20 protein-coding genes are annotated in these 24,502 nt (G+C 38.3%); 14 read left to right on the forward strand and 6 right to left on the reverse strand.

Going from position 1 to position 24,502, the window contains the following annotated elements; all coding sequences use genetic code 11:
- Positions 1-174: 174 nt before the first annotated feature.
- Positions 175-630 carry a 2-amino-4-hydroxy-6-hydroxymethyldihydropteridine diphosphokinase gene (gene folK, locus OGI71_RS01545; RefSeq protein WP_282253542.1) on the forward strand — a complete coding sequence of 152 codons (456 nt, stop codon included), beginning with the start codon at positions 175-177 and terminating at the stop codon, positions 628-630.
- Between the two features lie 132 nt (positions 631-762).
- Positions 763-1,446: a CPBP family intramembrane glutamic endopeptidase gene (locus tag OGI71_RS01550; RefSeq protein ID WP_282253543.1), complete on the forward strand. Its 684-nt coding sequence runs from the start codon at positions 763-765 to the stop codon at positions 1,444-1,446.
- A 144-nt stretch (positions 1,447-1,590) separates the two neighbouring features.
- Here OGI71_RS01550 and OGI71_RS01555 read toward each other — a convergent pair whose 3' ends face one another.
- Both OGI71_RS01555 and OGI71_RS01560 read right to left on the reverse strand, forming a co-directional pair.
- Complete coding sequence (locus OGI71_RS01555; protein ID WP_282253544.1) at positions 1,591-2,334, reverse strand: LytTR family DNA-binding domain-containing protein; 744 nt, start codon at positions 2,332-2,334, stop codon at positions 1,591-1,593.
- A 4-nt stretch (positions 2,335-2,338) separates the two neighbouring features.
- Positions 2,339-4,321 carry a histidine kinase gene (locus OGI71_RS01560; RefSeq protein WP_282253545.1) on the reverse strand — a complete coding sequence of 661 codons (1,983 nt, stop codon included), beginning with the start codon at positions 4,319-4,321 and terminating at the stop codon, positions 2,339-2,341.
- Between the two features lie 223 nt (positions 4,322-4,544).
- On the opposite strand from OGI71_RS01560, the gene OGI71_RS01565 reads away from it, so the two are divergent.
- The 3 genes from OGI71_RS01565 to OGI71_RS01575 all read left to right on the forward strand — a co-directional run bounded on the left by OGI71_RS01565 (position 4,545) and on the right by OGI71_RS01575 (position 8,159).
- Entirely contained in the window at positions 4,545-5,531 is a 987-nt protein-coding gene (locus OGI71_RS01565) for a hypothetical protein (RefSeq protein WP_282253546.1), read from the forward strand.
- A gap of 55 nt (positions 5,532-5,586) precedes the next feature.
- The gene (locus OGI71_RS01570; protein ID WP_282253547.1) at positions 5,587-7,272 is read left to right on the forward strand and encodes a hypothetical protein; all 1,686 of its coding nucleotides are present in this window, start codon (positions 5,587-5,589) and stop codon (positions 7,270-7,272) included.
- 314 nt (positions 7,273-7,586) lie between these two features.
- Complete coding sequence (locus OGI71_RS01575) at positions 7,587-8,159, forward strand: Crp/Fnr family transcriptional regulator (RefSeq protein ID WP_282253548.1); 573 nt, start codon at positions 7,587-7,589, stop codon at positions 8,157-8,159.
- A gap of 35 nt (positions 8,160-8,194) precedes the next feature.
- Here OGI71_RS01575 and OGI71_RS01580 read toward each other — a convergent pair whose 3' ends face one another.
- Entirely contained in the window at positions 8,195-8,680 is a 486-nt protein-coding gene (locus OGI71_RS01580; protein ID WP_282253549.1) for a hypothetical protein, read from the reverse strand.
- 916 nt (positions 8,681-9,596) lie between these two features.
- Between OGI71_RS01580 and OGI71_RS01585 the strand changes: the two genes are divergently transcribed.
- The 4 genes from OGI71_RS01585 (at position 9,597) to OGI71_RS01600 (ending at position 15,373) form a co-directional block, all read left to right on the forward strand.
- Positions 9,597-10,097, forward strand: a complete 501-nt coding sequence (locus OGI71_RS01585) for a DUF2199 domain-containing protein (protein WP_282253550.1) — start codon at positions 9,597-9,599, stop codon at positions 10,095-10,097.
- A gap of 479 nt (positions 10,098-10,576) precedes the next feature.
- Complete coding sequence (locus OGI71_RS01590) at positions 10,577-11,968, forward strand: DUF1080 domain-containing protein (RefSeq protein ID WP_282253551.1); 1,392 nt, start codon at positions 10,577-10,579, stop codon at positions 11,966-11,968.
- A 6-nt stretch (positions 11,969-11,974) separates the two neighbouring features.
- A complete protein-coding gene (locus OGI71_RS01595) occupies positions 11,975-13,390 on the forward strand; it encodes a Gfo/Idh/MocA family oxidoreductase (RefSeq protein ID WP_282253552.1) in 1,416 nt (471 codons plus the stop codon).
- A 300-nt stretch (positions 13,391-13,690) separates the two neighbouring features.
- Positions 13,691-15,373, forward strand: coding sequence for a glycoside hydrolase family 32 protein (locus tag OGI71_RS01600; RefSeq protein WP_282253553.1), 1,683 nt, complete (start codon positions 13,691-13,693; stop codon positions 15,371-15,373).
- A 173-nt stretch (positions 15,374-15,546) separates the two neighbouring features.
- Here OGI71_RS01600 and OGI71_RS01605 read toward each other — a convergent pair whose 3' ends face one another.
- Complete coding sequence (locus OGI71_RS01605) at positions 15,547-15,906, reverse strand: winged helix-turn-helix transcriptional regulator (RefSeq protein WP_282253554.1); 360 nt, start codon at positions 15,904-15,906, stop codon at positions 15,547-15,549.
- Positions 15,907-16,063: 157 nt separating this feature from the next.
- On the opposite strand from OGI71_RS01605, the gene OGI71_RS01610 reads away from it, so the two are divergent.
- Positions 16,064-16,594 (forward strand): NAD(P)H-dependent oxidoreductase, encoded by a 531-nt coding sequence (locus OGI71_RS01610; protein ID WP_282253555.1) that lies wholly within the window; start codon positions 16,064-16,066, stop codon positions 16,592-16,594.
- Positions 16,595-16,695: 101 nt separating this feature from the next.
- Here the strand turns inward: OGI71_RS01610 and OGI71_RS01615 are convergent, their stop codons facing one another.
- Positions 16,696-17,370, reverse strand: coding sequence for an SDR family oxidoreductase (locus OGI71_RS01615; protein ID WP_282253556.1), 675 nt, complete (start codon positions 17,368-17,370; stop codon positions 16,696-16,698).
- A gap of 356 nt (positions 17,371-17,726) precedes the next feature.
- Between OGI71_RS01615 and OGI71_RS01620 the strand changes: the two genes are divergently transcribed.
- From OGI71_RS01620 to OGI71_RS01635, 4 genes are all read left to right on the forward strand, one after another.
- On the forward strand, positions 17,727-18,626 hold the full coding sequence (locus tag OGI71_RS01620; protein ID WP_282253557.1) for a dihydrodipicolinate synthase family protein: 900 nt from the start codon (positions 17,727-17,729) through the stop codon (positions 18,624-18,626).
- A gap of 81 nt (positions 18,627-18,707) precedes the next feature.
- A complete protein-coding gene (locus OGI71_RS01625) occupies positions 18,708-20,165 on the forward strand; it encodes an aldehyde dehydrogenase (NADP(+)) (protein ID WP_282253558.1) in 1,458 nt (485 codons plus the stop codon).
- A gap of 232 nt (positions 20,166-20,397) precedes the next feature.
- Positions 20,398-21,396 carry a 4-hydroxyproline epimerase gene (locus OGI71_RS01630; protein ID WP_282253559.1) on the forward strand — a complete coding sequence of 333 codons (999 nt, stop codon included), beginning with the start codon at positions 20,398-20,400 and terminating at the stop codon, positions 21,394-21,396.
- A 22-nt stretch (positions 21,397-21,418) separates the two neighbouring features.
- The gene (locus OGI71_RS01635) at positions 21,419-22,684 is read left to right on the forward strand and encodes an FAD-dependent oxidoreductase (protein ID WP_282253560.1); all 1,266 of its coding nucleotides are present in this window, start codon (positions 21,419-21,421) and stop codon (positions 22,682-22,684) included.
- A 141-nt stretch (positions 22,685-22,825) separates the two neighbouring features.
- On the opposite strand, the gene OGI71_RS01640 is transcribed toward OGI71_RS01635, so the two are convergent.
- Entirely contained in the window at positions 22,826-24,499 is a 1,674-nt protein-coding gene (locus OGI71_RS01640; protein ID WP_282253561.1) for a M1 family metallopeptidase, read from the reverse strand.
- Between the last annotated feature and the right edge of the window lie 3 nt (positions 24,500-24,502).

Consider the following 24,502-nt stretch of genomic DNA (forward strand, 5'->3'; position numbering starts at 1 on the left):
TGATAAGTAGCATTTACTTAAACCATACGGGGCAGATGGGGACTTCATAATGGAAGTTTAACTCTGAAATAGCTTTGCATTTTAGAGGGATAGCTCCTTTGTTATTGGACATCCTGTATATTGATGGCGTTGAACGTTAAGCTCGCCGACTGGTTCAAAAGGGACATAAAAAAAATGAACGAAACGAAAGCATACACACTGTGCGCTACGGATAATGTAAAGAGATCTAAAGACAACCAAATCAATACGGCTTTGATCTTGTTAGGCTCTAATATCGATCCTGAAGAAAATATCACCATAGCCTTAAATTATATTCAGAAATTGGGAACGATGGGTAACCAAACGGATTTTATCTATACGAAACCTCTTCAATTTGAAACCCAACCTGATTTTTTGAATGGCGCATTATTATTGCATACCTGTTTACCTTTGGATGGATTACAAAGTGAATTAAAACAGATCGAATTAGATATGGGACGCCTCAGAAGCGAAAACAAGAATGCTCCCCGAATCATCGATCTCGATGTGATTACTTTCAATGGAAGCATTGCCGATGAAAAAGATATTGTACAGCTCCCTTTCTTATATGACTTTGTAAAACAACTGCAACCCGAAATATTCAAATGGTAATAAAGAATTCATGATCTTTTGTACATTTGATAAACGATTACCTTATTTGAATGAATAGCCAAAAATAATTTATAGCCGAAACTTAGTTTTTTTAATCAATAAGAGTATGTTAATACGACAATATTTATTGGTATGGTAGGTATAATAATCATATTGATTATATCTTGGCTTTTGTTGTGGATAGTCGAAAAGAAGAATCTTAGTGTTCTCGGATTTACCCCAACGAAAAATAGGCTTGCAAACTTTTGTGTAGGATTCTTTATGACAGGTCTGTTATGTGCTGTCTATCATTATATAAAAGTTGTGGTCGTACACAATTTTTGGATGCTTAATCCGAAACTATCTGGCGCTAATTTGATCAATAGTACATGGTGGATCATAAAATCTGTCCTTTTCGAAGAACTTTTATTTAGAGGTGCCCTACTTTATATGGTGATGAAAAAGCTGGGATCTAGATGGGGGTGTCTGCTCTCCGCTGGAGCTTTCGGTGTTTACCATTGGTTTTCCTATGGTGCTTTTGGAAATCCAATACAGATGCTGATGATATTATTGATGACCGGACTTTTTGGATGGGTATTGGCCAAAGCTTATGATGCTACAAAATCTCTTTATTTGCCAATAGCTTTTCACTTAGGCTGGAACGTCGTTAATATTTTGGTGTTTTCTAATGGACCGTTGGGCGCACAACTATTGGTTAGAGCTAATGATAACCAAGCTCAAGGCCTTGTCTCACTATTGATCTTTCTTTTCCAAATGTTTGCGCTCCCATTATTTGGATATCTATATATTCGGAAATATGGCCACACATCGTCCTGATTTTAAATGATGCTTGAATTCATCGATCATAAATTCCATAGTTTTAGTAACATGCTTTTCAGCGATAATAGATTGCGCATAAACACTATTGTAGCCCTGATTATATTTTGCTAGATAGGCCTGATTAATTGCAGTGGTCAAATTTTAGCGATTATTATCTCTCATCAATTTAAAAAACGCCTCTTTATTGGCTCTTGATACTGGGACTGTGCTATCGTCCTGTAGGGAGATCAGACCTTCTTTGGAATAGCTTGTTACGTACTTGGTGTTGATGAGATGGGACTGATGTACGCGGTAAAAGTGGGGTGGACAGAGAATTTCTTCATAATGTTTGAGGGGTTTTGAAACAATGATATTTTTACTATTATGCAGAACGAAAGTAGTATATGAACCTGATGTCTCGCAGCGTACAATATGCTTTACCTTGACAACATGCATTGCTTCTTGTGTAGGAAGAATGATACTCTCTGGCATGCTTTGGGTATCCAGACGGAAATTGTGCAGCTGCTGGCCTTGAATAAATAGTTGTTGCTGGTCTGCGATACGCTGAATCGAAAGCCGGAGTTCATCTGCATCGATGGGCTTGAGTAGATAGTCAATGGCATTGAATTTAAATGCGCGTATGGCATGCTGCTCGTAGGCAGTTGTAAAAATAAGATGAAAGGATTTGTAACTGATCTGACTTAATACATCAAAGCCGGTACCCCGTCTTAGCATAATATCCATAAAGACTAAATCGGGTTGCAGCTGATCGATGATTTTAACAGCTGTCTCGGTATCTTCGGCAAAACCTACCACTTGTATGGTGTTTGGAGCAACGATTTCCAATAAAATGGTTAGCGATTCGCGTAAATGATATTCGTCTTCAATAATAATGGCCTTATACATGCTTTTATAGTATTGGTATGGTTAAACGGACAATACAACCTTTTTCACCCTCTTCCGACTTTCGATCGTGGATCTCCATTTTGGTATATGCATTTTGTTGTTGCATTAGTAGCAAACGTTCATCAGTGATCTTAGTGGATAGCGACTGGTGACTATCTTGAGTTTTATCGGATTTGGACCGTCTTAAACCAATACCGTTATCGACGATGCTACAGATCAGTACATCACGGTCGATATCTTGGGTAAAACTGATCTGCAATAGACCTCTCCTGCTGTCGGTCAAAGGTTTTAAACCATGTTCAATAGCGTTTTCTACGAAAGGTTGGATGAGTAATGGGGGGATGTGGATGTTAGTGTCGACATTCGCGCCATATTTGATCTCATAATCGAAATTATAATTTAGACGGAGCTGCTGTAGTTCGATATAATGATTTAAGGTATTAATTTCATCTGTTAGACAAATGCTTTCTATTCGGGACTGTTCCAATACCTGCCGGATCAATTTAGCAAATTTACCTAGGTAACCGACTGCGGTGACACGATCACTTTGAAGAATCATGTTTTGAATACTACCGAGTATGTTGAACATAAAATGTGGATCCATTTGTGATTGGAGCAAACGTCTTTCGAGTGCAATTTTTTCGGATAAGGTTTCTAGACTCTCTTTTTCCATGAGTTGAACTTTCAACGCAGCATTGGCCTGCTGTTGCTGCAGAATATCTTCTCTATTTTGATAATAACACTTCCGGTAATGGTACGAGCGATAGACAAAAACCAGTCCAATCAACAATATGCCCGATATACTGTAGCTGAGTAGTTTATTCTTTTTTTGAAGTTCATTTTCCTTCTCTAGCTGTGTAATGCGAGCGATACGCTTTTCGGCTTCAAATCGTGCATCCGTATTTTGAAGCTTTTCCTGAATCGATTCATCATACTTCAGTTGATTGTACTTGACAAAGAGCTTGTCGTACTCGTAATAGGATTGATGATCACCTTCACGGGCTGCGAGATCTTTAAGGCAATTGTAGAAAGCTGCAAACAGGTCATTATCTTTGTATGGAAGACCCTGTTGGAAGGCAATCCCTTCTTTAAATAACCGTTCGGCCATTCGATATTCCTTCTTTTCAACAAAATACTGCCCGCGTATCCCCAACGAACTGCGATAGACATTACGTAGGTTGTATTTCTTTCCGATGTCAGTGGCTGTTTCAAGGTTGCTCAATAGGGCATGTTCGTCGATGGGGCTAGGACCATTCATATAAAGTTCGGCGAGGTTAATATGGGCAATACCAATATTACTCTTGCTGATTATCCTGTCAGCGTCCTTCCCTGCTAACACAATTGTTTCTTTAAAAAAATCCACAGCACGCTGCCAGCTTTCCCAACGACCAGTGATTATATGATCGGAGAGGTAGCTGCCTACGGCCAGACGCGCATGTAAGATGCTCTCAGGGTCATTGGATTTTACGGCATAGGTAAGGGCTTCGTCAGCATATTTTTTTGATTTGGTGGTAACTCCTGTAGAAAAGAGATAGGAAATATCAGCCCCCAATTTGGCACAGTGTCTATATTCATGAATCTTTTGAAATATAACATAAGCCTTAAGCATATAATCCAGTGCAGCTGTTTTGTCATCAATATAGGAGCGAAGTAATCCCATGGTCCAGTTACCATAGGCGATGGCACGCTCATTTTTTGTATTGTTGGCGATATCGTAGGCGAGTTCGGTGTTTTTGCTAAAATCCTTCAAGTTTAACATGCGCCTATAGGTCATCGCCAAATAAGCATGACAAATCGCTTCATCGACTCTATCATGAGTTTGTTGGGCGAGGGACAGCGCTTCATATTGTATATGCAAACTGGTAAGGGTATCAATAAACCTATTGGCATAACCTTGTTCGGCTTTTTTTTCAATGGCTGTGGGCGCCTGAGCACATACAATGCTACTGGCGAAGATGAAAATGAGAAAACTAAAAAATCCTTTCATGATTTTGTTCAGAACGACTAATTTAATCAATTCGTGGATAAAGATACGTAAGCTACGAAGGTCGTTAACATTTTTGATCAAAAAATGCTAATCTTATACCGAATGCAAAGCCAAATCGACCAGATACAAACTTATCCATGTCTACATCTAAAAAATCTTTAATCTTGTTTAAAAGAAAAGGACAATGCGCAAAACGGGGAAATCTTTAACAACTACTGAATTAATGAAACAAAGTGATTTGATAGCCCTAATTGGCCTTCCGTCAAATGATCCAAAGCTGATCGCATTTTTTGAAAAGTATCAATTGGGTAAAATACCGAAAACCATTACCACCAATCAAGGAACCAAGAGTGTTTTATATAAACCTCTTAATCTGTCATTCTGGTTCAAATATGATATTAAAAATGAACGTTTTCAACCCCCTGTTAGCCCAACCGGTGATAACTATAAGTTTTTGCCCTACCTTAAATCTGTGATGTTCAATCATGTTGATGATACTGTGAAAACACCGGACCCCAAACCTAAGGACTTTTGGGATCTGATTCCGCATCCAAGGGAATCCTATCAAAAGGTAGCAGATCTGATGGGGCAACCAGCAGAAAAGATGGACACACAAACCACTTTTCAAATGACTATTGGTGCAGACACCCTATTGACTGTACAATATAATCAGGATAACAAAGGGACGCTAAAATCTTCAACTTGGGTTTCCATTATTGAACAGAGCGAAATTGTTAGCGCTGTTTTTTTTGATCCGAAATATCAGCAGGAAGACTTTCCTTTTAAAAGAAGAGCCTACTCCGCAATCATTAAATGGCTCTACAATAAGGGATGGCTTTTACTCCAGGAACAAGAATACGGACAACAATTAAACAGTGAGGCAGCTCTACTGGATTTTATCGGAATGAAATTGAAGGGGCACCTTTGGGCAAATCAGATCGCTGATATTAAGTACTTACGGTCATTTTTGTATACCATCTGCAGTAACCGAAGTATACGGGATAAACATGGTAACAAAATCTCCTTCTACATTCGTGATATCGTATTGGAATGTATGGGGAAGAAGAACGAATTTGATATTCTTTACAAAGGTCCGTTTGAACATATCGATCTTTTTTTAAATGAACTTATTTTTGATGATCAGATTTATGAAAAAATTGCCGCTAATCTGACAGCACGATACGAAATATTTAACTTATTGCAGGCCTGATATTTTTGCTGCCTTTCAGCGGGAGAAATGAAAAATATCGAAAAAAATAATAATTATGAGAGAAATGGTACAATCCCAAGCTCAGGAAGCCTTGCAGCAGGGCGATTATACATTGGCTGCTAAAAACTATATTGAAGGCAATGGCCTTCCTCAGGAAAGGAAACAGTTAACGGATGTTTTTGTACAGGTAAATAGTCTGAATGAGGCCCAACCCAATCCGGATCTATGTGCCATCTTGGGCTTGATAGCGCTGGATGACAATTCAGTTTTTAACTTGGATAGGGAGGAAGCACTTTTGCAATGTGTACAATGGAGCCGTCAGGGATTGCAGATTGATCCTAATCATGGGCATTGTTATCGAAATGCAGGATCAGCATTATACTGGCTAGATGATTGGGAAGCGGCAGCTCTCTATTATAAAAAGGCAGATGAACTTGTTCCTTCTCCAGTATTGAAAATACGGTTGTTTAATATGGCAAATCGGGGAGTTGAACAACCAGATTTCTCAGGTTTACAGTTTAACATCGAGACCGATAGAGCGATGGAAGCCTATAATGCAGGGGTCGAGCTCAATTATCTTTTGGAGGGACATGTTATGATGCCTGATGCTGAGCGGCAACGTTTGACAATCCTAAAACAGGAGTGCTATGCACATGCTTATACACTTTATCGGGGCGCACTGATTGGACAAAATGGAGATTTGATCAATGTTGATCCATTGACATTTGCCATGTGTTGTAATAATCTTGCCACAGAAGCGATACTACAAGGGGAGTATGAATGGGCGATTGCTATTACAACTGAAGGTATGGAGTATCATGTTTTTCCTTATATTTTACAAAATAGGCTTCATGCTTTTTGCGAAGTTGACCGCCCGATGGAAGCTATTGCTGATGGTCAACGACTACTGGATGATTTTGAGGAAGAGCTGGATTTATTGACATATTTTAATGTAGTGGATAAACTTTGTGCAGCGCATATGGCGATCAAGCAGTATGAGGACCTGCTGGAATGGGTCAATATTGGTGTACAGGTCTATTATTCTCTGGATGCAACAGATCCAATGACACATGATCAAGAAGTTGTCCGCTGTTTTACCAATTTTTTTATTTATAAAGCTAATGCCGAAAACGCACTGGGAATAAAATATGAAATTGAATCTGTTGCGCAAGATACAGACGAGTTGTTGGAAAAAATGCCCGATAATCCCAGCTTGCTGATCAGCAGGGCCAATACATTTATTGATGCAGGCGATTTTGATAAAGCACTGGAATGTTACCAATATGCAATTCATTTTGCGACTGAAAAGGAAATGTTACGATCGGTACAGGTCGCCTTTTATAATATGGGCTATATGCAGGTAGCTCATCTGCATGATATAACAACGGCATTTGAGAGCTTTGAACAAAGTATTGCTGCAGGTAATCCGGATTTTTGGTGTTATTATTGGACAGCACACTGTGCCTACCATCTACAGGAAAATGAAGGTACGATTTATTATGCACAGTCTGCTTTACAGAAGCTACAAATTCAGGGGGGAGTAGCGCATGATATTATTGCCGAACTCTATGAACATTTGGGCGTAGCACAATTGGATCTTGAGTGTTATGATGAAGCCATTGATAACCTGACGCGTGCATTACAGTATAATGATACAAAAACTACAAGGGAAAATTTAAAGATTGCACAAATACATAAAACACCCACTAAAACCTTTTTAGGGAAATTGTTTGGGAAGTAAAACACACTTCATCTATTATTGTCTTAACTTACTATATATCACAAAAATAATATAAATACAAACCTTGCCCAAAGAGTTTTGGCATTTCTCAGGATCGTTCCTTTACAGTTTGTACATATTCGATAGTGATTTCTCGCGATTCAATTTATTCTCCATCGAAGGAATATTGAAATATAAGGAGAGTGGAGATTCATCGGATAAAAATGTCAGTGATTGCGGAGTTAGAGCGTAATTTATGCTTTGTCCGAATTAACTTTTTATAGTATCTTGCATTAGATGGTGAAATTTTGGGTGTCAAAATAAAATGAAAGCTATTGGAAATATTTAGAGCACATTTGGAGAAATTTATCCAGATCGACGATGTAACATTTGAGCGGATATCAAAATACTTTAACATAAATTCGGTTGCAAAAAAGGAAAATATGCTGGAAGAAGGCCAAATCTGCAGGTACCACTATTTTGTGTTAAAAGGAATGTTACGTAAGTTTTTTGTAAATGAAAAAGGTGTGGAACAAACCACTGAATTTGCTATTGAAAACTGGTGGCTCACGGACAATATGGCTTATGAAAATAAGCTTGTAAGTTCATTCTATATACAAGCTGTTGAAAAATCGGAAGTTTTATATATTAGTCAGGAAAATCAGGAGAAATTGATGGCGGAATTTCCATTGATGGAGCGCTATTTTCGTTTTGTATATCAGAGAGCTTATGCAGCAGCACAAATGCGTGTTAAATATCTTTTCTCATTGCCTAAAGAGGAGTTTTATCGCGATATGTTACGTAAATACCCCGAGTTTGTGCAACGTGTACCACAGTATCTTATTGCATCTTTTTTAGGCTTTACTCCCGAATATCTGAGTGAAATTCGAAAAAAAATAAATACCTAAAAATACGATAGAGACCTCAAACACTGCTGAGAAAACTAATAGCACTGGTCCGAATCTGTTATCCGGTAAGGGCTAGTCAGAAAATGTAGATTGTGTTCTTTTGCATAACCCCTAATCAAATTATTGAATTTTTCAATAGCTTTTTCTTCAGATCGAGCAAAACAATGTAAGTTGATCTCCAATGGTTTTTCCGAAGTAGCTTCATCTATACGGAGTTGTCCGACTTCGGAAAGAACAACGGCAAATGAAGTTTTACAGATTTCGATTTCTAATTTATTGTCAATCAATTGTGAGGAAATACTATAATAGGAATCATTATTTTGGATTTCATCTTGAAAGGGATCCAAAAAAGTAGGTATAATAGAACGATAGCCATATTTTGCGTTGCCAAAAAAATGATCAATATATTCCTGTGCTTTTTCATAAGTAGAAAAAACCCCTTCTAGGTTAGTGAATACATCTGGATCTTCTTTAATCTCTTTTGAAACTACTGTATATACCTTAATGGAGTTGGTTGTCATATTTTAAAATGCTACTGTCTATAAGTTAAGTGAAGTTTTTCTGCAAAAAAACCAATTTAAAATTTCATCAATGAGATGTTCAAAGATAAAATCGTCTTTTTAAAATAAAAAAATTTCCTTTGTCTACTTTGTAGCCTAGTTGGAATATATGTTTGTTCTTTAAAGTTGTGTATAATTTTCGTGTTCTCCAAATTTTTTACTGATTGTTTTTATTTTATTAAATAGAAGAGGTGATCTTGTTTCAGAGTAAAAGAGAAAACCCTATTAAGAACCATGGAAATTTCCAAATGACTATAGTGGCTGGTCAAAAATTCTATAGTCATAACAATCACTGCTGCGTACATGAAAAAGTACCGGTAATTTTGATATAGATAATTAAGTGTCTATTATCTAGGTTATGGACTATTTTATTTTTTTAATAGAAATAGCCTTTCAAAAGAGTTATATAACAATTCTAAATGGCTGGGATTATTTAATTGTACCGATGTAAGGAGAAGGGAGGGGACTGTATTGGGATTAAGCATTAAGCTAAACATGAATTGGATATCAATGAAGATTGATGTTGTCATATGATTGGAATATCCTTTTATAGTTTATATTAAAGTAGGTTAGGAGTATAGGACATCAATAAAATGGAAATAAAAAAAGGTTTCCAAACGGGGAGAGTGAAAACCTTAAATAACCAATTATAAACCTAAATTATGATACTACAAAATTAGTGTACTTTGTACACTTTAGCAAATTTTTTTTAAAAATATTATTATAATAATTTAAAACCTGCGACTATAATAGAAGAATTGAGATCATGAATTTACCTGATTATCTCATAGAGATTTATTAATATGAGAATTTAAAAGTTTGATTAAGTTTGCAATTAAGAAATACCTTGGAATAATTTTTTTGAGATACGATATATATGGATACTTTTATTTGCCAAAATTGCGGTGTAGAACATACTGAATTACCATCTTTAGCTTTTGATGCCCCTTTTCATTATGATATATTAAGTCCAGTCGATAAAGAGAGACTCGCAGAAAAAGAGGATGATTTTTGTGTCATCAATCATAAAGATCAGATTGACTATTTTATCCGTGTTGTTTTGCAGATTCCTATTTTGGATCATGACGAAACCTTAGATTATGGTGTTTGGGTTTCGGTGAGCAAAGAAACGATAGAGGATTATCGCCTTATTTTTGCGGCTAAGGAGGCCGAAGAAAAAAGCTATTTTGGTATGCTCTGTAATGAAATAGGAGATTATGAAACTTCTACAATTGGACTTTATATGCAGGTCTTAACTCAATTGAATGGTTATCGTCCATTATTAATACCTTATGAGTCTGAACATTCACTGGTACAGGATTGGTCGAATGGTATTAGTAGAGATGAGGCTGTCCGACGAGTTAATTCTGTGACTTAGATTTCTCTCGTCGCTAGTGTTTCATTTTTACCTAGAATCTATTCTTTCGATGCAGATTCGCTTTAGAATTATGCTATTTCACCACGGTGTATCTATTTGTTTCCTTGGTTTTTAGTTTTCTTATGGTGTATTAACACCCAATTTTTTGTGCTATCTATGCAAAGACTATAGTTTTTTTTGTCGTATTTTCATTGTTATTGTTTTACACGTTGCCTTTTCTATTGTTTCAAACGTTTTCGTAAATAAATCATACAATTTGATTCGTTTCACCTATATTAATTGATATCTTGTTTTAGAAAGCCAATTGAAAAAATAACCGATGGCTGAGGAAGGTGTACCAATCTCCTAAATCGAAAGGGATTAAACCGCATAATAACTTTAATATCCCAATATTGAAAAATAGCGTGCACGTAATATGATTAATAGACCAATATTCAATAAATAAACCGGGCATACGAGCTCAAGAAGTAATTATCACAATGAAAAGAAAAACATTATTTAAGTTTGTCTTAGTGGCAGCGATGGCTGGAAATACAATTTTATCGCATGCGCAGATGAATAAGACCACAGAAAAAGGTTGGACAAATCTTTTTGACGGAAAAACGCTGAATGGCTGGAAAACCGTTGGTGGGAAAGCTCCTTATTCTATTGAGGGGGACGCAATCGTGGGACGAATGACTAAAGGAACGCCCAATTCATTTTTGGTCACAGAAAAAGAATATGGTGATTTCATATTGGAACTAGATGTTAAGCTCGAAGGCAGTCAAACAAATTCAGGAATCCAGACCCGGAGTCATCTTGACCCAAAAGCAAATGATGGCCGTGGTAAGGTCTATGGAAGGCAAGTGGAGATTGACCCCTCATCCAGGGCGTGGACAGGTGGTATCTATGATGAAGCTCGCCGCGGCTGGCTTTATCCGTTGGATCTCAATGAAAATGCAAAGAAGGCGTATAAAGCCGAAGAGTATAATCACATTAGAATAGAGGCAATCGGTGATGAATTGCGTACCTGGATCAATGATATTCCTGTTTCTTATGTAGTAGATACAATTGATCGAACTGGATTCATCGGATTACAAGTACATAGTATTCCTTCAGAATTAGATGGCAAGAAGGTCTATTTCAAAAATGTTAAAATAAAGACCGCTGATCTGAAGACAAAAGGTTTTCCGAAGGATATTTATATCGTCAATCTAAAGCCAAATGAAATAGTGGCTGCCGAAAAGAAAAAAGGAGTAAAGCTGCTATTTGATGGTAAAACTAATAATGGATGGCGAAGCATCCATGGAGATAAATTTCCTGATCGTGGTTGGGAAATTAAGGATGGTCAATTAACTGTTTTGAAATCTGATGGTGGAGAATCTACCAATGGCGGTGATATCATAACGAAGGATAAATATACCGCATTTGACCTCTCTTTTGAATTTAAACTTAGTCCTGGAGCGAATAGCGGAGTAAAATATTTTGTCACATTGAAGGAAAAGTCCAAAGGATCGGCTATTGGTCTAGAATTTCAGGTACTTGATGATGCCTTACATCCTGATGCAAAGTTAGGTCGGGATGGTAACCGGACCCTGGCATCACTATATGATCTCATCACTTCGAATAGAGATGCACGTGCCCGGAGACCGATAGGCGAATGGAACAGAGGTCGGGTAGTGGTTACAGCGGATAACAAGGTTGAGCATTATCTGAATGGAATAAAGATGTTGAGTTACGAAAGAGGATCGAAGGAGTTTAAGGACCTTGTCGCGATTAGCAAGTATAAGGACTGGGACAACTTTGGTGAAGCAAAAGAAGGCTCCATTCTATTACAGGATCATGGCGATCGAGTTTCATTTCGCAGTATAAAGATTAATACACAAAACTAAGCTCATATGAATCATTATCTATCACGTCGAAGCTTTGTTAAACAATCTGTTATTGCAGCGGGTGCTGTCATGTTATCGAATAGCGTTCTTGGTAAGGTCAATTTAGCATCGCCGAATGAACGGGTTAATTTGGCATGTGTAGGTCTCGGCAATAGAGCTGCGGATATTATAAAAGAACTCTATAAAACTGGCCTTTGTAATATTGTCGCACTCTGTGATGTAGACTTGGGAGCTAAACACACCCAGGAAATTTTGAGCATGTTTCCAGATGCACCAAAATTTAAAGACTTTAGAGTTATGTTTGATAAAATGGGTAGCCAAATCGATGCGGTTAGTGTCGGTACACCAGATTTCTCCCATTTTGCCATAACGATGCTGGCCCTAGATCTTGGAAAGCATGTTTACGTGGAAAAACCAATGGCAAGGACATTTCTCGAAGTCGAATTAATGACAAATAAAGCGAGGAAGAATCCAAAACTTATAACACAGATGGGGAATCAGGGGCACTCTGAAGCGAATTACTTTCAATTCAAGGCCTGGAAGGATGCGGGAATAATTAAAGATATTACGCGCATAGATGCGCATATGAATATGCCCCGCAGATGGCATGGATGGGATATGAATATGAAAGGATTTCCTGCGGCTGAAATTACGCCAGACACATTAGACTGGGAACTGTGGCAAATGCAGACTCTGGGGCATAATTATAATAAAGATTTTGTGAACGGACAATGGCGTTGCTGGTATGATTTTGGAATGGGAGCTCTTGGTGATTGGGGAGCGCACATCTTAGATACTGCACATGAATTTTTGGATCTTGGGTTACCAACAGAAGTAAGTGCTGTAAAGCTTGATGGACATAATTCGTATTTTTTTCCCATGTCTTCGACGCTGAAATTTCATTTTCCGAAGCGAAAAAAGATGCCTGCGGTTGATATTAATTGGTATGATGGCTTAGATAATTTGCCACCAATCCCAGAGGGCTATGGGGTTTCGGGATTGGATCCGAACATTCCAGCACCCAGTACAGGTAAGTTAGAGCCAGCGAAATTAAATCCTGGAAAAATTATCTATGGAAAGGATCTGACTTTCAAAGGAGGTTCTCACGCAAGTATTTTGCAGATTATACCTGAAACGAAGGCAAAGGAATTAGAATCCCGTCTTCCAGAGGTTCCGAAATCACCATCTAATCATTATGCCAACTTCCTAAAAGCATGTAAAGGAGAAGAGAAAACAAGGTCGGCTTTTGAAATTGCAGGACCTTTAAGTCAAGTGTTCTGTTTGGGAGTAATTGCACAGCGTCTAAATGCGAAACTGATTTTTGATCCTCAGAAAAAAGAAATCAGTAATGATAGATTTGCGAATGCACTTTTGGCAGGACCTCCGCCTGCAAGAGGCTGGGAACAGTATTATAAAATGTAATCCGAAAGGAATACTTAATCCATATAAAAAGGCGCGGGATATTAATATTTATCCCTCGCTTTTTTATTTTTAAGACTTTTATCCTTGAGCTAGTTGATTCTTTTTATTGTTGCTACTGACCAGCAATGTGTTCATATTCATTATATTAATTGAGACAGATCAGATGTATTTTGATCTATCTTGATTTAAATATATCGGGTATTGTAGATATTTTTGTTAGGAGGCTTTGAGATTGGTTGATGATGGAAGGCAATACCTTTAAAAGTCTACTATTTCATTTTGATAATAACCATAAAAATTATGAACAGGACTCTTATGCTTCTTATTGGTGTTCTCACATTTGTCTTTCATGCTAATGGCCAGACTTCTGGAACGCAGACTTTTTATGTTTCACATCGATACTTAAAAATTCCTGTTAAAAATGGAGCTCCCAAACGGAATGTTGAACTTTGGCTCAACAATGAAAAAGTAAGATGGTTTGATGTTGAATTAGCGGATAGTGTATACGATTGGATCGCTTATTTGGATATTGAGAAATGGAAGGGGCAATCCCTTAAGCTGAGCATAACTACTCCTGATGGGAATAGTCACAGATTCAATTCCTTTGAGCAAGCTGATCTACAGGATGATAATGCGGTGTACACTGAAAAGGAACGTGGGCAAATTCATTTTTCTCCAAAACGTGGGTGGCTGAATGACCCTAACGGGCTCGTTTTCTTCAAAGGACAATATCACCTTTTTTTTCAGCATAATCCTTATGGTACTAATTGGGGCAATATGCACTGGGGACATGCTGTATCTAGTGATTTGATCCATTGGAAAGAATTGGGAGAAGCCTTATATCCCGATGAATCGGGAGTTATGTTTAGTGGCGGGGCAGTGGTAGATACTAAAAATAGCAGTGGATTAGGAAATAATAATTTAATGGTTCCTATGGTCTTATTTTACACTGCAGCTGAACAATCTTGGAAGCAAGGACTGGCTTATTCTTTGGATGGAAAGGAATTTAAGAAGTTGCCAAACCATATCTTGGATAAGATTTCAACTGGTAACCGGGATCCTAAAGTGATATGGCACGGACCTTCGGCGCGTTGGGTGTTAACTTTATATGTCGAGGAAGAACATGGACAGCATAGCATGCATTTATTTACTTCAAAGGATATGAAAACATGGGAGTTTGCGAGTAAAGTTTATGGCGGTAAAGGAATTGACCGGTATCTATTTGAATGTCCCGAATTTTTTGAACTGGCGGTGGATGATGATCCGAAACAAAAAAAATGGATTTTAACGGGTGCCAATAGCCAATATGCTATAGGGAGTTTTGATGGCAAAAAGTTCACCCCAGAGGCAGAAAGGTTGTTTAGTCAATATGGTCGTGATTACTATGCTGCACAGACGTTTAGCAACGAGCCTCTGGGACGTCGTATTGAGATCGGATGGTGGCGAACCCATACCAATCACGGTGGTGCCGCTTTTAATCAATCCATGAGTATACCAATGGAATTGAAGTTAAAAACGACAGAAAAAGGTATACGTTTATTTAGGGAACCGGTAGCTGAATTACAAAATTTAAGAAAAGATAAGTTGCACATTGGTCAAATCAGCTTAAAGGCCGGCAAGCTAAATCAATTGCAGCATTTTAGCGGCGATGTTGCTGAACTCAAATTTATTATAACGCCTAAAAGTGCCAGAAACATACAAATCAATGTGCGTGGGTTAATCATGAATTATAATGTTGCTACTGAAGAAATGGTTGTAGACAATGTGCGGGCAATTGTTCCTCTAAGAGATGGAAAATTGATATTGAGATTGTTCGTAGATCGTACTGGCCTTGAGATTTTTGCCCAAAATGGGGAAATCTATATGCCAATAAATTACAATTTTGACCACAATAATTTGCAATATGGTATTAGTATCTCAAATGGTCAAGCGGTTTTGGATCAGGCTGATTTATATACACTAAAAAGTATTTGGTCTGACTAATAGCAGAGCGAAGAACGGAAAATAAGTACTTAGATAAAACGAAAAAAGGTTTTCAAACGGGGAGAATGAAAACCTTCAATAACCAATTATAAACCTAAATTATGATACTGCAAATGTAAGTGTATTTTTTACACTATGCAAATTTTTTTATATTTTTTTTATACGATAGCGTCCTACATCGAAAGACCTTTTAATTTTTCTCCCCATTTTCCAAGTTCACGAATGATAGGAGATAGCTCATAGCCAATAGCTGTTAATTCATACGTTACACGTAGAGGAACCTCAGCATATACCGTGCGTTTGACGACTCCACTTTCCTCTAATTTTCGTAATTGCAAAGTCAACATGCGTTCGGTGATATTAGGAAGGCATTTTCTGATTTCACTGTATCGGAGGCTTCCGTTGATTAGATAGCAACAAATAGCCAAAGACCATTGGCCACCAATAATATTAGCCGCAAATACCTCAGGGCAATCATTCGCTAAAATTTGTTTATTGGCAAAATTGGTTGAACTCTCTTTGATTTTTGTCATCACACACATTTTTTATAGTACCGAACATTGGGCTACCTGTGAGCCAAAATAAGGAATATCTCGCTATTTTTGAGTCAAAATAATCGAGTTAATAAAACAATTACGGCTATCGAATGCCGTGTTAATTAGCATCCAAACTATTGAATAATTAGCTATAATGAAAACATTGGTCATTGTAATACATCCAAATATTAAAGAATCACTTATTAATAAGAGGTGGATCGAGGAATTGGAAAAACATCCGGAGAACTATGAAATCCATCAATTGCATGAAAGATATCCAGATGAAAAAATTGACGTTACTGTGGAACAGCAATTGATTGAAAAGCATGATAAAATCATATTTCAATTTCCATTTTATTGGTTTAACTGCCCTCCATTTTTTAAAAAGTGGTTGGATGAGGTATTGACCTATGGCTGGGCATATGGAAAGACTAGTGGTTACAAGTTAGCAGGAAAGAAGATCGCTTTGGCCCTTTCTGTTGGGATTGACGAAGTAGAATATAGTGCAAATGGAAAGTATAAATATAGCCTAGATCAATTGACAAGTCCTTTTGAGATTACATTCAACTATGTTCACGCCAATTATCAACCACTTTTTGCATACTATGGTATCGAAAAACATGCTTCCGAAGAATGGGTTGAACAGAGTGTACCCCATTATCTCAATTTTTTAGAACAGTTGTAGACGATCAATATGAATTGAAATTTTTGCAGGATTTGGTAAGTTAGACTTACTAAACATCAAAGGCATCTTTTAAATAGAAAGATGCCTTTGATGATGGTACACTATCGTGTTGTATACCCTCCATTGGCAAAAATGGTTTGTCCGGTAATCCACCAACCATCTGTCACAAGGAATTCGACTAGAGGAGCAATATCTTTAATGTCAGTCAGCCCCCCAAGTGCAGAAGCGGATTTATGGTAAGCTACTGCATCCTCGTTCTCTTGTCCATAAAAAAATGGTGTATCCATTGGACCAGGAGCAACTGCTGTCACCGAAATACCTCGATCGCCAAATTCTTTGGACGCAGCACGCGTAAAATGTTCAACGGGTGCTTTCAGTCCTTCATATGTAGAATAAAACCCTGTGTATGCCGCAAGTAACGATGTGACAATCGTGCAAACTTTACCATTGTTGTTCAATTTTTTGCCTGCTTCTTGGATAAAAAAGTAGGCAACTTTGGAATTAATATCACTCATGCTGTCATATTCATCCACTGTTGTATCTACGATCGGTTTTTTTAATACTTTACCGACGGTATTAATTGCAATATCGATTCCTCCATATTGCAACACCGCCGTATCAAAGAGCTTGCTCATATTTTCGATCTTAGTAAGATCCGCTTGAAACAGGATCGCTTCCGCTCCAGCAGCCTTTACTACTGCCAGTGTTTCTTCTGCATCTGCCTTGCTGTGCTCACTGTTATAATGGATCAAATACATCAACACAATATATTTCACAAATTTTAGTGTAATGTAAAAACGAAAAAAGGTTTTCAAACGGGGAGAATGAAAACCTTCAATAACCAATTATAAACCTAAATTATGATAAGACAAAGGTAGTGTGTTTTGTACACACTTGCAAGGGTTTTTAAATAAAATGCTTGTTTTGTATCTTATATTAGTTATCCAGTTATGATATTACTAACTGATGTTTTATTATATTGATTCTAATTGTATTTTCCAGTTATAAGTCTTTGGCCAGTGGATACTCATAAAAGGTCAATATTAGGTCAGAGTTGATTAATTCATAAGAAGACTGAGCAACTTATTGCATATAGATTTGTGTTAAGGAATTTAAAAAAATTTATTAAACTATGGCACAATTGAATTGGGAAGGAGTTTATCCAGCAATGTTATCTCCATTTGATGAGAATGGAAATTTGGATTTTGACATGTTTGCAAAGAACATTGAAGCACAGGTAGAGGCCGGAGTCCACGGATTAATTATTGCAGGGTCATTGGGCGAAGCTAGTGTTTTGAGTAATGAGGAAAAATACGAGTTATTAAAACATGCATTGAAAGTAGTGAATGGACGTGTTCCTGTTTTGCTCAATATTGCGGAGAATACGACTGCCGATGCCATTAAAGTTGCAACAACCAGTGAAAATTTGGGCGCGGATGGATTGATGTTGTTGCCTCCTATGCGTTATAAGTCTGATGATAGGGAGACTGTTGCTTATTTTCGCGCTGTTGCGCAGAGCACAACATTACCAATTTTAATCTATAATAATCCTGTTGATTATGGTACCTATGTGTCTTTGGATATGTTTGAGGAATTGTTGCTGGAACCAAATATTCAGGCCGTGAAAGAGTCAACACGAGATGTAACTAATATTACTCGTCTGAAAAACCGCTTTGACGATCGCTTAAAGATCCTAGCGGGAGTGGATACGTTGTGCTTAGAATCTTTAATGTTGGGGGCTGACGGTTTGGTTGCGGGACTGGTGGATGCCTTTCCAAAGGAGACTGTTACAATGTATCGTCTGGCTCATAAAGGCGAGTATGAGCAAGCGCTAACAATATACCGCTGGTTTATGCCTTTATTGGAATTGGATATTCACCCCAAGCTCGTTCAATATATCAAATTGGCGGCTACAGCGGAAGGGATTTCAACACCATATACAAGAGCTCCGAGATTACCATTGATTGGTGAGGAAGAGCAACGGGTTAAAAAGATCATTGCTGATGCAATAGCAACAAGACCCATATTATAACAGGGCTTCTTCAAGTTATATTCCGACGGCGAAGACTTGGGAAATTTCTACTGAACATTTAAATTGGCAAAATAGAAAAGAATGATTCAAAACGAAAATGAGATTGATGTTGTAGTAAAGCAGGCTGAAGCAGGGTTTCAGTTTCTACAACAACGAAATGTGATCGAAAGAGCAAAATTGATGCATACGATTGCTGATGAAATTGAAGCAATTGACAGTATACTGATAGAAACTGCTCATTTGGAGACCGCTCTACCTGTTACTAGACTTGAAGGTGAAAAAGTAAGAACAGTGAATCAGTGGCGTATGTATGCAAATGCGGTTCATACAGGTTTGTATAGTGAGGTTAGAATTGACCAAAGTCCCGATGGAAAGATCGATTTACGTAAATACAATAAAGGATTAGGGCCTGTGGTTGTCTTTGGAGCGAGCAATTTTCCATTTGCTTTTTCCACTGCTGGTGGAGACACTGCAAGTGCCATTGGAGCTGGATGCTCCGTCATTGTTAAAGCTCATCCCGCACATGTCAAAACATCTCAATTGATGGCCGACGCCATCCATCGGGGAATTTCAAAATACGGCGCTCCTGCTGATATCTTTAGCCATGTTGTGTCCGATTCATTTGAAATAGGACAGCAATTGGTTAAACACCGGTTGGTAAAAGCGGTGGCTTTTACGGGATCGTTTACTGGGGGGAAGGCCCTGTTTGATTTAGGGCAATCAAGACCTGATCCCATTCCGGTCTTTGCAGAGATGGGTAGTATAAATCCTGTATTTGTTTTGCCGGACTATTTAAAAGACAATGTCGAAGCATTTTCAAAACAATATATTGGATCATTAACATTGGGTGTGGGACAGTTTTGTACCAACCCTGGAGTGTTGATTGGCCTTAAGGGAGAAAAATTGGATACACTCAAAGCTCATCTGAAGCGTGAAATACAATCTGTTGCTGCTGGTAAAATGTTACACCAAGGTATATTGGATCATTATAATCAGTTGAGAGGCGAGATGATTGGATGTAACGGGGTCAATATATTGGCAGAAGGCACAGATAATGTGCAAGAAGGTTTTGCTCAAGCGATGTTGGTGGAAACAGATGCAGCACAGGTATTGCGCAATCCTGAACTACTAGAAGAGGTTTTCGGACCATTTGGATTAGTTATCTCTTGTGCCGATCGTCATGAAATGAAGATTTTAATGGAACATTTGGTTGGTCAGATAACCTTGACTTTCGCAGCATCTGACGATGATATGTGGAAATACCAGGATTTGTTCACCATTGCACAGAACAAATGCGGAAGACTGTTGTTTCAAGGTATGCCAACTGGTGTTGAAGTAAAACACGCTATGCAACACGGTGGGCCATTTCCAGCGACGACCGATTCACGCTTTACCTCTGTAGGACCCGATGCGATCAAACGTTTTCTCCGTCCAATCAGTTTTCAAAATTGGCCGAATGAGTTTTTGCCGAAAGAATTGCAAGATGGTAATCCGCTGCAAATAGAACGATTGGTAAATCAGCATTGGACAAAAGAATAATAACGCTAAAAAAGATTATAAATCTATCATGATTTATTCAAACCGGATGATTGAGCTCACGAATACCTCAAAATACCAATTTGGTGAGTAAACGACTTTATTTATACCGATGAGACCAACACTTATACCGCCGAAAGCTGTGTGAAACGAGCTCATGAATACCATTGAAAAATAAATACTTATGAATAATATCTCAATCTAAAAATAAATGATGAACAAATAATTTATACAAATGAAAAAGACTTTTTTTTGTATTGACTCGCATACCTGTGGATGCCCGGTACGATTGGTTGCTGGCGGCGCCCCACTTTTAAAGGGTAACTCAATGATGGAGCGGAGACTGCACTTTATGCAAGAATATGACTGGATTCGCAAAGGATTGATGTTTGAGCCCCGTGGACATGACATGATGAGTGGAAGTATGCTTTATCCACCTTTCAATACAGAAAATGATATGGCTGTTCTTTATATTGAAACCAGTGGCTGCCTGCCTATGTGCGGGCATGGTACAATTGGTACAGTTACCATCGCTATAGAAGAGGGATTAATCCAACCAAAGATACCAGGAAAATTAAGATTGGAAACCCCCGCTGGGTTGGTGCATATCGACTACGTTCAGGAAGGATCAAAAGTAAAAAGTGTCAAGTTAACAAACGTAAAATCTTTTTTATATGCAGAAGACCTAACTGTCGATTGCCCAGATTTGGGCCTTATTTCTGTTGATGTAGCGTATGGCGGAAATTTTTATGGTATCATCGACCCCCAGACTAATTTTAAAGATATCAAATTTTATTCAGCGAGTCAGTTGATCCACTATGGCAAAATAATTCGCAAATTACTTAATGAAAAATATAGATTCATCCATCCTGAGGACTCTAATATTCATGGATTAAGCCACATACAGTGGACGGGAGAGCCTGTACATATTGGCTCCTCTGGACGGAATGCTGTTTTGGTCGGCGAGAATGCGTTGGATCGCTCTCCCTGTGGCACGGGTACTTCGGCACGCATGGCACAATGGTACGCAAAAGGTAGGCTGAAAAAAGGTGATGAATTTGTGCACGAAAGCTACATTGGCTCTCAATTTATTGGTAAAATAGAAGGAGAGACTACGGTCGACGGAAAGCCAGCGATCATACCTTCGGTAGAAGGCTGGGCAAGAATAACAGGATACAATACCATTTTTTTGGATGATGAAGATCCATATTTTGGCGGTTTTCAAGTGATTTGATAGATTAATTGATAATAATAAAGTGAAAGAACATAAAAGAGGTACAGTAGTCGTAATAGGTGCTGGAATTGCTGGGCTTGCTTCGGCCTATTATCTTGTTAAAGATGGATGGGATGTGAAAATCCTGGAGAAAAATGAGGTTGATAATAATTGTTCCTATGGCAACGCTGGAATGATTGTGCCAAGCCATTTTACCCCATTGGCGGCACCGGGAATGGTGGCGCAAGGAATAAAATGGATGTTTAATAGCAAAAGCCCCTTCTATGTACGGCCTTCGTTAAATCCACGATTGATAGATTGGGGATTGAAGTTTTTAAAACATGCAAATCGGACACATGTTGAGCAGCACGCAACTGCGATCCGTGACCTCAATCTTTACAGTAGTCGGTTATACGATGAATTGAATGCAGAAGATGGTTTCGATTTTGAGTTGGAACAAAATGGTATTCTGATGATGTATAAATCTAACGAGATGAAGCACGAGGAAACCGAATTGGCGCATCGCGCGCAAGATCTTGGGTTAGACGTAGAAGTATTAGATGCGGACGCTGTAAAAGTACTGGAACCGAATCTCAAACTAGATATCTTGGGTGCGGTACTTTATCGTTGCGATGGAAAATTATATCCCCCGAAGTTAATGCAACAGTTGATTCAGTACTTGAAAACTGCAGGTGTGGTATTTTTTGAGAAAACTGAAGTTCACAAATTTATTACGATCGGAAATACCATTAAAACTGCCGTAAGCAACAAGGGAAATTTCGAAGCTGATGCATTTGTACTAACAGGGGGAGCTTATTTACCGCAATTGATGTCAAAATTGCATGTCCATACACCACTTTTGCCCGGAAAAGGTTATTCCTTTATGTACGACACAAAAGGAGAAAGGAAATTAAATCATGCGGCATTATTACTTGAGGCCAAGGTTGCTGTCACGCCAATGAACGGCCAAATCAGATTTAGTGGCACCATGGAATTAGGGGCTGCAAACGACAAAATTTATGAAAATCGAGTGAGGGGGATTGTAGAATCTATTCCAAAATATTATCCCGAACTACAGATCGATTATCCTAAAGACAAAATATGGTATGGTTACAGACCCTGTTCACCGGATGGATTGCCTTATTTGGGAAGATTAAAAAAATACGGCAATGCTATTGTAGCTGGAGGAGGAGGGATGATGGGGCTGAGTTTGGGACCTGCCTATGGCAAGATCGTTTGTGACCTATTGGCTGCTAGAGAAATTGAGCCCAGTATTGTCGGATTTAAACCAGATCGTTTTGACCGTTAACAATTCGTTTTATAAACAGTTGCCCCAAAAATAGGATTACCTGCTTTTGGGGCAACTGTTAAATTTTTGTCTCCAAAGTCTTCAAAATCATGCTATTTTCTCGTATCGTATCGAAGCTTCCAGCATGCTTTTGAATAGATGTTATTCTGACAAAAGGCCTATATAATAATTGAATGTATCGACATCGATGTTTCCCTTATTTAATCCCGCAATTTTTATCGTTCTGAACTGTTGATCTAGTTGAATGAGCTGTCTCTTTTTGCCTTTTATTCCAATATGGATTGGCATCTGAAACCCTTTGATCTCGCTAATCCACCTACCCATTATTCTACCAGAAGCATCTTGTTGGATTTCTAATGTTGGAATAGAGGTATGCTGAACATACTGTTCAAATACTTTTGATAGATCCAGACCAGACTGCTGGCTTACATAATTCACAATGTCACTGTAATTTACTTGTTGATGATAGAATTTACTATTCAAACCTCGTAATATAGCACGCCATTTGTCGTCATTATCTATCATAGTGCGGATCATATTGAGCATGACACCTCCCTTTGGATACATATCACCAGAACCTTCTTTGTTGACGTGATATGGCCCTTGCATGGGGCTGTCATTGTGAATGCCACTTCGGATACCATGCGCATATGCCTGGCTGGCTTCTTTGCCGTAGAAATAGTCTATAAATAAACCCTCAGAATAATTTGTGAAACTCTCATGAATCCACATATCCGCGAGGTCGGCAGAAGTGATATTATTGCCAAACCATTCATGGCCCGATTCGTGGACTACAATGAAATCCCACTTTTGCCCCCAACCTGTTCCCGAAGCATCGTTTCCACGATATCCATTCTGATAGTGATTGCCATAGGCAATAGCACTTTGATGCTCCATACCCGTATGATAGGTTTCGACCAGTTTGTAACCATCTTCATAAAAAGGATATGGACCAAACCAATGCTCAAATGCTTCTAACGTCTGTCTGGCATTTTTTTGAAGATGAGCCTTTTTTTCTGTTTTATCATTCTCCCGCAAGATATAGTAGTCAACATCCAAAGGACCTTTTTCACCTTTGTATTTTTCTTGAAAATGAATATAGTCTCCGATATTGATGGCTACATTGTAGTTGTTGATCGGATTAGCAACTTTCCAATGGTATTTGTTGTATCCATCCTTCATTTTTTCCACTTTTACCAATCGCCCATTAGATACGTTCATTACTTCTTTTGGGACAGCAATAGAAATCATCATACTGTCGACTTCATCGTATTGATGGTCTTTATTAGGCCACCAGACGCTAGCGCCCATGCCTTGGCAGGCTGTAGCCACCCAAGGTTTACCATTGCTGTCTTTTTTCCAGTCGAAGCCTCCGTCCCAAGGAGCGCGGGCTGCCTCTGTGGGATGACCTTCATAATACACCGTGAATTCACTTTGCATACCTTTGGTGATCTTAGTAGGAAAGTTCAAAAAAACAGCATTGTATTCTCTTGTAAATGAAAGCTCTTTCCCTTGATAGATAACCTTATTAATTTTAAGATTCGCAAATAAATCAAATTGTAGACGCTCAAAGTCTTCGGTCGCCTTAAAGCGGAATAAGTTGGAACCTGAAATGAATTTATTGTCTACATCTACTTTCACGTCCAAATGATAATATTGAATATCGTAGCAAGTACGTAATGGCGTGAGATATCCCCGCAATGAATCCGCTCGCGCGAATTCATTTTTTTCTTTCATCAGCTGTGCGTTGGATTGCTGGAGGCCTGCGACTAAAATACCGCAGGTACCTAGTGTATATAATAGTGTTCTTTTCATTCG

Origin of the sequence: Sphingobacterium sp. ML3W, assembly GCF_029542085.1 — a bacterium.
In the GTDB taxonomy this organism is placed as follows: Bacteria; Bacteroidota; Bacteroidia; order Sphingobacteriales; family Sphingobacteriaceae; genus Sphingobacterium.